6 protein-coding genes are annotated in these 12,329 nt (G+C 75.9%); 5 read left to right on the forward strand and 1 reads right to left on the reverse strand.

Annotated elements, in window-relative coordinates:
- Positions 1-132: 132 nt before the first annotated feature.
- From M8C11_RS28520 to M8C11_RS28530, 3 genes are read left to right on the forward strand one after another with little or no spacing between them, the layout of a single operon-like run.
- Positions 133-4,899, forward strand: coding sequence for a DEAD/DEAH box helicase (locus M8C11_RS28520; RefSeq protein WP_374669315.1), 4,767 nt, complete (start codon positions 133-135; stop codon positions 4,897-4,899).
- Between the two features lie 40 nt (positions 4,900-4,939).
- Positions 4,940-5,443 (forward strand): GNAT family N-acetyltransferase, encoded by a 504-nt coding sequence (locus M8C11_RS28525; RefSeq protein ID WP_252454457.1) that lies wholly within the window; start codon positions 4,940-4,942, stop codon positions 5,441-5,443.
- Positions 5,440-6,228: an SAM-dependent chlorinase/fluorinase gene (locus M8C11_RS28530; RefSeq protein ID WP_252454459.1), complete on the forward strand. Its 789-nt coding sequence runs from the start codon at positions 5,440-5,442 to the stop codon at positions 6,226-6,228. Before M8C11_RS28525 ends, M8C11_RS28530 begins: the two co-directional genes overlap by 4 nt.
- A gap of 117 nt (positions 6,229-6,345) precedes the next feature.
- Here the strand turns inward: M8C11_RS28530 and M8C11_RS28535 are convergent, their stop codons facing one another.
- On the reverse strand, positions 6,346-7,596 hold the full coding sequence (locus M8C11_RS28535; protein WP_252454461.1) for a hypothetical protein: 1,251 nt from the start codon (positions 7,594-7,596) through the stop codon (positions 6,346-6,348).
- Between the two features lie 108 nt (positions 7,597-7,704).
- On the opposite strand from M8C11_RS28535, the gene M8C11_RS28540 reads away from it, so the two are divergent.
- Complete coding sequence (locus tag M8C11_RS28540; RefSeq protein WP_252454463.1) at positions 7,705-8,526, forward strand: DNA-formamidopyrimidine glycosylase family protein; 822 nt, start codon at positions 7,705-7,707, stop codon at positions 8,524-8,526.
- Positions 8,527-8,565: 39 nt separating this feature from the next.
- Entirely contained in the window at positions 8,566-12,327 is a 3,762-nt protein-coding gene (locus M8C11_RS28545) for a fibronectin type III domain-containing protein (RefSeq protein WP_374669313.1), read from the forward strand.
- Positions 12,328-12,329: the final 2 nt, after the last annotated feature.

Consider the following 12,329-nt stretch of genomic DNA (forward strand, 5'->3'; position numbering starts at 1 on the left):
AGCAAGCAGTTAAGTAAGACTTAACGGAATAATCGCCCATTCCATTCTCGGGCTGTCGTGGGCGGGAGGGAACGGTCCGGCGGCGGGCCGGATGTCACACCGGCGCGGCAGGATGGGAGCGTGGCGGACGAGGTGACCCCGGCGAGCCGGCCAGGCGGGCAAGGCGGGTCAGGCGGGTCGGGCGGTGTCCTGGCGGAGTTCGGCGCGGCGACCCGGGAATGGTTCACCGCGGCCTTCGCCGCGCCCACCCCGGCCCAGGAGGGCGCCTGGCGCTCGGTGGCCGCCGCACGCAACGCCCTCGTCGTCGCGCCGACCGGCTCCGGCAAGACGCTCGCGGCGTTCCTCTGGTCGCTCGACCGGCTCGCCAAGGAGCCGCCGCCGGCCGATCCCCGGCGCCGCTGCCGGGTGCTCTACGTCAGCCCGCTCAAGGCGCTCGCCGTCGACGTGGAACGCAACCTGCGCGCCCCGCTCGCCGGCATCCGCCAGGCCGCCTCCCGGCTCGGCCTGGTCCCGCCCGACATCACCGTCGGCATGCGGACCGGCGACACCCCGGCCGACGAGCGCCGGGCCTTCGCCCGCACCCCGCCGGACATCCTCATCACCACGCCCGAGTCGCTGTTCCTGCTGCTCACCTCCGCCGCCCGCGACTCGCTGCGCGGCGTCGACACGGTGATCGTCGACGAGGTGCACGCGGTCGCCGGCACCAAGCGCGGCGCCCACCTGGCGCTGTCCCTGGAACGGCTCGACGCGCTGCTGGAGCGTCCCGCCCAACGGATCGGGTTGTCCGCCACCGTCCGGCCGATCGACGTGTGCGCCCGCTTCCTGGGCGGCGCACGCCCGGTCGACGTGGTGCAGCCGCCGGCGAACAAGACCATCGAGGTCAGCGTCCAGGTCCCGGTGGAGGACATGACCCGCCTCGACGAGCAGGAGCCGCCGGAGGACGACCTGGGCGGCCTCGCACCCCGCCGCCCCTCGATCTGGCCGGCGGTCGAGGAACGCGTGTTCGCGCTGATCCGCGCGCACCGGTCCACGATCGTGTTCACCAACTCCCGGCGCAGCGCCGAACGCCTCTGCGCCCGCCTCAACGAGCTGGCCGCCGAGGAGCTGGAGGCGGCGTCCGCCCCGGAGGGCAGCCGCGTGGCCCGGGGCGGGGAGCCGGTGCGCGTATCCGATCTGCTGCCCGGCGCCGACGGCCCGCCGGCCGGCGACGGGGCCGGGCTCGACGACGGCGGCGGGCTGGGCGCGGTGTCCGGCGGCGAGCCGGGCGACGGGGGCCGGGTACGGCGGGGGGCAGCAGCGTTCGGCGGCCCGGTCGGACCGCCGCGGCAGCCGGCGGAGGTGATGGCGCAGTCCGGCGCGGCGGCCGGGGCGCCGGCGGTGATCGCGCGGGCGCACCACGGCAGCGTGTCGCGGGAGGAGCGCAAGCAGATCGAGGAGGCGCTCAAGTCCGGCCGGCTGCCCGCCGTGGTCGCCACGTCCAGCCTGGAGCTGGGCATCGACATGGGCGCCGTCGACCTGGTGGTGCAGATCGAGGCGCCGCCGAGCGTGGCGGCCGGGCTGCAACGCGTCGGGCGGGCCGGGCACCAGGTCGGCGCGGTCTCGCGCGGCGTCGTCTTCCCCAAGCACCGGGGCGACCTGCTCTCCTGCACAGTGGTGGCCGAACGGATGGGTGTCGGGGCGATCGAGGAGCTGCACTACCCGCGCAATCCGCTCGACGTGCTGGCCCAGCAGATCGTCGCGATGGTGGCGCTGGAGCCGTGGCGGCTCGGCGACCTGGCGGTGCTGGTCCGGCGGGCGGCGCCGTTCGCGGAGCTGCCCGACTCGGCGCTGCACGCGGTGCTCGACATGCTCTCCGGGCGCTACCCGTCGACCGCGTTCGCCGAGCTGCGTCCGCGGCTGGTCTGGGACCGCGCCACCGACGTGCTGACCGGCCGGCCCGGCGCCCAGCGGCTCGCCGTGACCAGCGGCGGCACCATCCCCGACCGGGGTTTGTTCGGCGTGTTCCTGGCCGGCGCCGAGCGGGCCGCGCGGGTCGGTGAGCTGGACGAGGAGATGGTCTACGAGTCCCGGGTGGGTGACGTGTTCCTGCTCGGGTCGTCGTCCTGGCGGATCGAGGAGATCACCCCAGACCGGGTGCTCGTCTCCCCCGCGCCCGGGCAGGCGGCCCGGATGCCGTTCTGGAAGGGCGACCAGCTCGGCCGCCCGGTCGAGCTGGGCCGGGCGATCGGCGCCCGGGTCCGGGCGCTGCTGCGGCAGTCCGACGCCGACGCGGTCGCGGCGCTGCGTGCGGGCGGGCTGGACGACTGGGCCGCCGGCAACCTGATGAACTACCTGCGCGAGCAGAAGGCGGCCACCCGGTCGCTGCCGGACGACCGGACGGTGGTGGTCGAACGGTTCCGCGACGAGCTGGGCGACTGGCGGCTCGCCGTGCACTCGGTGCTCGGCGCGCGCGTCAACGGGCCGTGGGCGCTGGCGATCGGCCGCCGGCTGGCCGAGCGGTACGGCGTGGACGCCCAGGTCATGCCCTCCGACGACGGCATCGTGGTGCGCCTGCCGGACACCGCGGACACCCCGCCCGGCGCCGACGTGGTCGTCTTCGAGCCGGACGAGATCGCCCAGCTCGTCGAGGAGTCGGTCGGCACGTCGGCGCTGTTCGCGTCCCGGTTCCGCGAGTGCGCGGCCCGGTCACTGCTGCTGCCCCGGCGTGACCCCCGGCGGCGGCAGCCGCTGTGGCAGCAACGCCAGCGCGCCGCGCAACTGCTCGACGTGGCCCGCGAGTACGCCGACTTCCCGGTCACGCTGGAGGCCGCCCGCGAGTGCCTCCAGGACGTCTTCGACCAGCCCGCCCTCGGCGAGCTGATGCGCGACCTGGCCGCCCGCAAGGTACGCCTGGTCGAGGTGGAGTCCGAGCGCCCGTCGCCGTTCGCGAGGTCGCTGCTGTTCGGGTACGTCGGCGCGTTCCTCTACGAGGGCGACGCGCCCCTGGCCGAGCGGCGGGCCGCCGCGCTGGCGCTCGACTCCGGGCTGCTGGGCGAGCTGCTCGGCCGCGTCGACCTGCGGGAACTGCTAGACCCGGACGTGCTCGCCGAGACCGCACGCCAACTGCGCTGGCTCACCGAGCAGCGGCGGCCCCGCGACGCGGAGGACGTGGTCGAGCTGCTGCGCGTGGTCGGTGACCTGAGCGGCGCTGAGCTGGCCGAGCGGGGCGTACCGGAGTCCTGGACCGACGAGCTGGCGGCGGCCCGGCGGGTGCTGCGGGTCCGCATCGCCGGCGAGGACCGCTGGGTGGTCGTCGAGGACGCCGCCCGGCTGCGCGACGCGCTCGGGGTGGCGCTGCCCGTCGGGGTCGCCGAGGCGTACCTCGCGCCGGTGGCCGATCCGCTCGCCGACCTGGTCGCCCGGTACGCCCGCACGCACGGCCCGTTCGCGGCGGCCACCTGCGCGGCCCGGTTCGGGCTCGGCGTGTTCGTGGTGGAGCAGGCGCTGCGCCGGCTCGCCGCGAACGGCCGGGTGGTCTCCGGCGAGTTCGCGCCGGACAGTGTGGGCACCCAGTGGTGCGACGCGGAGGTGCTGCGCCTGCTGCGCCGCCGCTCGCTTGCGGCCCTGCGCCGGGAGATCGAACCGGTGCCGCCGCGCGCGCTCGCCGCGTTCCTGCCCCGCTGGCAGCAGGTCGGCTCGTCGGCCCGGGGCGTCGAGGCGGTCGCCGCCACCGTCGAGCAGTTGCAGGGCGTGAGCGTGCCGGCGTCCGCGCTGGAACGCCTGGTGCTGCCCGCCCGGGTCGCCGACTACTCCCCCGCCCAGCTCGACGAGCTGTGCGCAAGTGGCGAGGTGGTGTGGGCCGGCGCGGGCGCGATCTCCGGCGGCGACGGGTGGGTGACGCTCGCGTACGCCGACGTCGCGCCGCTGCTGCTCCCACCGCCGGACGAGGCGCTGACGCTGACCCCGCTGCACGAGTCGGTGCTCGACGCGCTCGCCGACGGGCAGGCGCTGTTCTTCCGCTCGCTGTCCGACCGGGTCGGCGCCACCGACGACGCCGCCCTGTCCGGCGCGGTGTGGGATCTGGTCTGGGCCGGTCACCTCACCAACGACACGCTCGCCCCGCTGCGGGCCGCGCTCGGCGCGGGCGGGGCGCACCGGTCCCGGCCGTCGGCGCCGCGCACCCGTTACCGCCGTCCGGGCCGGGTGGCACTGCCCAGCCGGGGCGGCCCGCCCACCATGGCCGGTCGCTGGTCCCGGCTGCCCGAACGCGACCTCGACCCCACCCGCCGGGCCGCCGCCCTGGCCGACCTGCTGCTGGAACGGCACGGCGTGGTGACCCGGGGCGCGGTCGTCGCCGAGCAGGTCACCGGCGGCTTCGCCGGGGTCTACCCGGTGCTGTCCGCGATGGAGGAACGCGGGGCGGCCCGGCGCGGCTACTTCGTCGAAGGGCTCGGCGCGGCGCAGTTCGCGGTGCCGGGCGCGGTGGACCGCATCCGGGCGCTCGCCGACGACACCCAGGGCCGGGGCGGGCCGACGGTCGTGCTCGCGGCCACCGACCCGGCGAACCCGTACGGCGCGGCGCTGCCCTGGCCCGAGCGCGTGGTCGACTCCGGCGACGGAGCGGCACCGGCCACCGGCCACCGGGCCGGGCGCAAGGCGGGTGCGCTGGTCGTGCTCGTCGGCGGCGACCTGGTGCTCTACGTCGAGCGGGGCGGCCGGACGATCCTGTCGTTCACCGACGACGCCGACACGCTCGGCGCGGCCGGCAAGGCGCTCGCCGACGCGGTGCACTCCGGTGCGCTCGGCGCGATCTCGGTGGAACGCGCCGACGGCGAGGCCGTGAACGCGTCCCCGCTGCGCGACGCGCTGACCGCCGCCGGTTTCCGCGCCACCCCGCGCGGCCTGCGCCTGCGCGGCTGACCGCCCGGAGTGCCGGGGAGCGGGAACGTAGGGTGTGCCGGTGGCCTCGATCCGGGTACGTCAGGCGCGCGACGAGGACCGCGCCGCGCTGACGGCGTTGCACGAGCGGGAGTGGGGCGGGCCGATCGTGGTGGTCCACGACACCCGCTACGACCTGCGTGACCTGCCCGCGCTGGTGGCGGTCGACGACGGCGGCGCGTTCGCCGGTGCGCTGGTGTACCGGGTCGACACCGACGGGCTGGAAGTGGTGAGCCTGGCCGCGTCGACGCCCGGCACCGGGGCCGGCAGCGCCCTGCTGGCCGCCGCCGAGGAGGTGGCCGCCGCCGCCGGGGCGGGCCGGCTCTGGCTGGTCACCACCAACGACAACCTGGGCGCGCTGCGCTTCTACCAGCGCCGAGGGCTGCGGATCGTCGCGGTGGACGCGGGCGCTGTGGACCGGGCCCGGGCCGTCAAGCCGACCATTCCGCACGTCGGCGCGGACGGGATCCCGCTGCACGACGAGCTGCGCCTGGCGCGGCACCTGCCCCCGGCGGGCGACGAGTGAACGGCACCCCTCGGTGTGTCTCGCTGACCACCGACTACGGGCTCGCCGACGGGTTCGTGGCCGCGTGCCACGGGGTGCTGGCCCGGCTCGCCCCGGCCGTCCGGGTGATCGACGTGACGCACCTGATCCCACCGGCCGACGTACGCCGGGGCGCGGCGGTGCTCGCGCAGACGGTGCCGTACCTGCCATGGGGCGTGCACGTGGCGGTGGTCGACCCGGGTGTCGGCACGACGCGGCGCGGGATCGCGCTCGCCGCGCCCGGCGGGCTGCTCGTCGGGCCGGACAACGGGCTGCTGGTCCCGGCCGCGGAGGCGCTCGGCGGGGTGACCGCCGCGGTGGAGCTGACCAACCCGGACTGGCTCGGCCCGGCCGTTTCCCGCACGTTCCACGGACGGGACGTGTTCGCGCCGGTGGCCGCGCGGCTGGCACTGGGCGCGCCGCCGGCCGAGGCGGGACCGGCAGTGGACCCGGGCGCGCTGGTCCGGCTGCCGGAACCGGTGGTACGCACCGAGCCGGGCGGCCTCACCGCCGAGGTGCTGACCGTCGACCACTTCGGCAACGTCCAGCTCGCCGCGCCGGGCGCGCTGCTCGACGGCCTGCCGTCCCGGGTCCTGGTGAACGGCCACGAGGCGGTGCACGGCCGCACGTTCGGCGACGCCGAACCCGGCGCCCTGGTGGTCTACGTCGACTCCGCCGGCCTGGTGGCCGTAGCGGTCAACACCGGCCGAGCCGCCGACACCCTCGAAACCACCCCAGGCGCCTTGATCAGAATCACCAACCCCTGACCCCGCCTCTCCCCGCGATCTTGCAGTTGATGCCCCGGCACAAGGGGCGAATGCCCCGGCGAGAGGGCCGAAACTGCAAGATCGCGGGGGAGGTCTGCGAGGGGAGGGCGGCACCGGTCAGCAGCGGGGGACTGTGCCGCCGTAGATCGAGGACAGGTAGGCGTGGCTGACGTAGTTGCCGCCCACCAGGCGGTACCACCTCGTCGTGGTGCGGTACGTGCCGGCGATCTTCTGCCCGGTCACGTAGCACTGCACCGGCACGTGGGCGTACGTGGCAGCCAGCCCCCGGCTCGCGTACGAGGTGCTCGCCCCGGCGCGCAGGTTCAGCGGCCCGGAGCCGACCACGGCCCGCGCCCCGCCACCGGTCCACAGCAGCGTCACGTCCACCCACGCGTTGTCGGTGAGCCGCAGCCCGTCCCAGAACGTCCCGTCGGCCAGGTCCAGTCCGGCCGGGTTGCGCACGGTACGGCCGAACTGGTCCCGCCCGCCGTTGTAGTTGTCCTGGTAGGCGGCCTGCGCCTCCGGCTTCCCGCGCGGCAGGTCCTTCCAGTTCTCCCGGACCGAAGCCGGGTTCCACCAGTCGTCCCGGGTGTTCCACGGGCCGACGTCCCAGACCGGGGCGTACTCGCAGCGGCTGCCGCTCGTGGTGCAGACCTTGACCGTGTAGTCGCCGGTGCCGCGCGGGGACAGGCCGCGCCGGGTGGGCAGCGCCGCGAAGTGGTCCCGGGTACGCACCGTGTGCCCGTTGGCGGTGATGCCGCCGACCAGGCCGATCCGGGTCGCGTACACCCGGTACTTGAGCGCGGCGGCCGGCTGGACCGCCGTGGTGGCGACCGAGTCGGCGGCGAGCGTCAGCCCGGTGACGGTGGCCTCCGACGCGGAGTCGCTGGTGGTCAGCACCACGCGCGCCTGGACCCGGCTGACCGGCTGGTCGAACACCGCCTCGGTGGCGTCGCGCCACTCGGTCCAGCCGCGGGCACGCCAGCCGCGTACCTGGGCCACCGCCGTACCCCCGTCGCCGGTGCGGGCGGCGAGCTGTGCGCGTACCCGGGTCGCGGGCCGGTCCAGGGCGCGCGGCGCGGAGAGCAGGATGCCCTCGGCGACCGGTCCGGCGACGGCGGCCGGGCGGGTGCGGGCGGTGGGCCGTGGGTCGGCCAGCCGCAGGCGGCCGGACCGCCAGGCGACGTTGACGTCGTCGCCGCCGGCGACAGCGAGGTCGACGGACCAGCGTTCGGAGCCGGGCGCGGCGGCGCGTGCCGGTGCGGCGGTGGGCGGGGGCGCGGCCTGCGCGGGCGTGCCGGGCAGTCCGGCGGCCACGGTGAGCAGGGCGGTCAGGGCGACGACGGTGCGACGTCGTAGATGTGCCATCAGCATTCTCCTCAGAACCCCCTGATCGTTGCGTTTCCGCAGATCAAGTGGAACCTCAGTACAAATAGCGACACATGCGAATTCCATTCGGTAGGGGACAATGGCGGGGTGCCCGAAGGCGACACCGTCTGGAACACCGCGCGCGTCCTGCAACGCGCGCTGGCCGGGGCCCGGCTCACCGGGTCCGACTTCCGCGTGCCACAGCTCGCCACCACCGACCTGACCGGCTGGACGGTGCGCGAGTCGGCGAGCCGGGGCAAGCATCTGCTGCTGCGCCTGACCGGCACCGACGCCGAACCCTGGACGCTGCACTCGCACCTGCGGATGGACGGCGCCTGGCGGGCGTACGCCCCGGGTGAGCGCTGGACCGCGCGGCCGGCGCACCTGATCCGGGTGGTGCTGCGCTCCCCCGCCGCGGTCGCCGTCGGCTACCACCTGCACGAGCTGGCGCTGGTGCCGACCGCCGACGAGGAGTCGCTCGTCGGCCACCTCGGGCCGGACCTGCTCGGCCCGGACTGGGACGCGGACGAGGCGGTCCGCCGGCTCGCCGCCGACCCGGAGCGCGCCATCGGCGAGGCGCTGCTCGACCAGCGCAACCTGGCCGGGGTGGGCAACCTCTACAAGTGCGAGGTGCTGTTCCTGCGCGGCGTGTCGCCGTGGACGCCGGTCGGCGCGGTGCCGGACCTGCCCGCCACTGTCGCGCTGGCCCAGCGGCTGCTGGCGGCCAACCGGGGCCGCTGGACGCAGAGCACCACGGGGGTGCTGCACCGGGGTGGCACCAGCTACGTGTACGGCCGCCGGGCGCAGCCGTGCCGCCGCTGCGGGACCGCCATCCGCAAGGAGGAACTGGGCGAACGGGTCACCTACTGGTGCCCGGCCTGCCAGCCCGGCGTGGAACTTCCACCAAACGCCCAAGATCGGCCGAGATAGGGACGATTGGGTACTTCCGCCTCACCCCTGTGACGTCGCATGCTGCGGTGGACCGCTCACGGATCGTCAGCAGCGCGTACGCCCGCCACGCCGGGGTGTCGGCCGGCGCGCCCCGAACCGGGGAGAGCCATGGTGCTGTTCCGCCGCAGCCGGCCCGGACGTCCGGACCGCGCCGCCATCGCCGCCGTCGTCGCCGAGGAGACCACGCCGCCCGTGCCCGCCGGTGCCCCGACGCCCGCCGGTTCCGTCGCGCCCGCCGTTCCGGCCGCTCCCGGCGGCGACGAGGAACCGGGCGGCGGCCCGGCCCCGGCCAGCCTCGACCCGGCCGCCGTCCCGCGCCTGTTCGGCCCGGTGCCGAACACCGCCGCCAGCCCGCTGCCCACGCTCGACCCGGACGGCCGCCCGGTCCCCGGCACCGGCATCCGCAAGTTCGTCGACCCGCTGCCGCTACCCGGGCAGCCGGCCACCGCCGGGCTCGGCGCCCGCCTGCCCGTCGCCGTCCCCGACACCATCACCTGGCCGGGCTGCGACTACTACGAGATCGGCCTCCAGGAGTACGCGCAGCGCCTGCACCGCGACCTGCCCGCCACCCGGCTGCGCGGCTACCGCCAGCTCAACCTGGGCACCGACCCCTCCGGGCACAACACGGTCAGCCCGCCCGGCCGCCCCTGGCACCTCGGCCCGATGATCGTGGCCCGGCGGGGCCGCCCGGTGCGCATCAAGTTCATCAACCAGCTCCCCACCGGACGGGCCGGCGAGCTGTTCCTGCCGGTCGACGAGACTGTCGACGGCGCCGGTGCCGGGCCGCTCGACGGTCCCGCGCCGTACCCGCAGAACCGGGCCGTGCCGCACCTGGCCGGCGCGCAGACCGGGTGGATCAGCGCCGGCAACCCGTGGCAGTGGGTGACCCCGGCCGGTGAGATCACGCCGTACCTGACGGGTGTGGGTCTGACGCCGGTGCCGGACATGCCGCCGCCCGGCGCGGGCGCCACCACGCTGTACTTCCCGAACGACCAGAGCGGCCGGCTCATGTGGCTGCACGACAACACGCTCGGCCTGTCCCGGCTCACCGTCTACTCCGGGCAGATCGCGCTCTACCTGCTCACCGACCCGGCCGAGGAACGGCTCGTCGACGACGGCGTGCTGCCCGCCGACCAGTTCCCGTTGGTGATCGAGGACAAGACGTTCGTACCCGACGACGCGCAGCTCGCCGCCCAGGACCCCACCTGGGACCGGGACCGCTGGGGCGCCAAGGGCAGCCTCTGGCACCCGCACGTCTACCAGCCTCGGCAGAACCCGTACCGGCTCACCGGCACCAACCCGACCGGACGCTGGGACTACGGGCCGTGGACCCACGACCCGGACGGCGGCGCCAGCCCGTGGGTCGCCCCCGTGCCGAACCCGCACCACGACCCCGACACCGACCCCGACGAGCCGCCGCTGGTACCGGGCGTCCCGCACCCGTCGGCGGTCCCCGACGCGTACGGCGACACCCCGCTGGTCAACGGCGTGGCCTACCCGTACCTGGAGGTGGCGCCACGGGCGTACCGGTTCCGGATCCTCAACGCCTGTGCGGACCGGGCGCTCAACCTCCAGCTCTACCGGGCCGCCTCGGACGCGCCGATGTGGGCGCCCGACGGCAGCCCGGCCGACCCGGACGCCGGTGAGGTGCCCATGGTCGAGGCGGTACGCGCACCGGGGCGGCCCGCCTACTGGCCGGCGGACGGACGCGACGGCGGCGTGCCCGACCCGGCCGCAGCCGGACCCGAGATGATCCAGATCGGCAACGAGGGCGGCCTGCTCCCCGCCCCGGTGGTGTTGACCAACCGGCCGGTGGACTACCGGTACGACAGGCAGGACCCGACGGTGCTCAACGTGGACGGGCACGCGCTGCTGCTCGCCCCCGGCGAACGCGCCGACGTGGTGGTGGACTTCTCCACGGTGCCCCCGGGCAGCACGCTCATCCTCTACAACGACTGCCCCGCGCCGCTGCCCCGGTTCGACCCGCGCCACGACCACCACACCGGCGCGCCGGACCGCACCGCCGCCGGGGGCCTGCCGCCGACCCGCCCCGGATACGGCCCGAACACCCGTACCCTGCTCCAGATCCGGGTCACCGGCACCCCCGCCCAGCCGTACGACACGCGGCGGCTCGCCGACCGGCTACCAGGGGCGTACGCCCGCAGCCAGCCGCCGCCGATCGTGCCGCAACCCGCGTACGACGCCGCGATCGGCACCTCCACCCCGCGCCCGACGCTCGTTCCCGCGCGAGCCACCTCGGTCACGTTCACCCCGGCCGGCGCGACCGCCCCGGTCACGTTGCCGCTGGCGGTGAAGTCGGTCGGGCAGGTGTTCGAGGCCCGGCACGGCCGCGCGGTGGGACGGCTCGGCGTCGGCCACCCGGTCGCCGGGCCACTCGCCCCGGCCACCCTGCCGCTGGGACCGGCCGACCCGGCCACCGAGGTGCTGCACGCCACCGACCCGGCCGTGGCGGTCGGCGCGCCCGGCGACGGCACGCAGCTCTGGCGGATCGTCGGCGACGCCCCGCGTACCCACCCGGTCCACATCGAGGGCTGCGACGTGCAACTGGTCAACCGGGTCGGCTGGGACGGCACGGTCCGCCCGCCGGACCCGGGCGAGCTGGGGTGGAAGGACACGGTCCGGGTCAACCCCCGGGAGGACGTCGTGGTGGCGCTGCGTCCCGTACCGCCCGTCCTGCCGTTCAAGATCGGCGACAGCGTACGGCTGCTCGACCCGACCCGCCCGGCCGGCGCACGGCTGGACGCCGGCCCGGTCAGCCCGGTCGACGGCCGCCCCGCGGTCGTGGTCAACCAGCTGGTGAACCTGGGCTGGGAGTACCGCTGGCAGACCCGCTCGGCCGGACTGCGCGACCAGGGCATGAGCCGCCCGCTGGTGCTGCGCGTGGCGCCCAAGGCGCCGACCGGGCTCACCGCCACCCCGGCGCCCGGCAGCGCCACCGCACTACCCTCCATCGCGCTGACCTGGACCGGCAACGGCAGCCGGCCCGTACCCACCAGCCACCGGCTCCAACGCGCCACCGACAGCACCTTCACCACCGGGCTGACCGAGATCACGGTGGCCGCCACCGCCACCCGGTACACCGACGCCACTGTCACCCCCGGCGTCACCTACCACTACCGGATCCGGGCCGAGAACGCGGTGAGCTGCTCGTCCTGGTCCAACGCCGTACCGGCGGCGGTGCGCCTGGCCGCGCCGACCCGGCTGACCGCGGTGCTGCCGCCGACCGCGCCGCTGCGGGTGGCGCTGCGCTGGGCCAACCACTCCTTCGCCACCGGAGTGGACGTGCAGCGGGCCACCAACCCCACGTTCACCAGCGGTCCGGGCACCACGGCCATCGCCGTGGGCGAGGCCCACGTGGACCCGGCCGTCGCGCCGGACACCACCTACTACTACCGGGTACGCACGACGTACCTGGGCGCCGCCTCCCCCTGGTCCACGGTGGCCGCGGTGACCACCCCGGCCCGGCCGGCCGCGCCGACCGGGGTGAGCGTCACCGCGAGCGTGTCCGGGCCGGACACCGCGACCGTGACGGTGAGCTGGTCGGCGCCGACACCGGCCGGACCGGGCGCCGGGTTCATCGTGCAGCGCGCCACCGACGCCGCCTTCACCCACGACCCGGCGACGTTCCACGTAACGGGCCGCGGCTTCACCAACACAGGCCTGGCCCGCGGTGCGACCTACCACTACCGGGTACGCGCCACAAACGTCGTAGGCACCTCCCCCTGGACCCCTCCCACCCCCAAAACCACCCCCACCTAACC

Source organism: Micromonospora sp. CPM1, from assembly GCF_023896895.1.
In the GTDB taxonomy this organism is placed as follows: domain Bacteria; phylum Actinomycetota; class Actinomycetes; order Mycobacteriales; family Micromonosporaceae; genus Micromonospora; species Micromonospora tulbaghiae.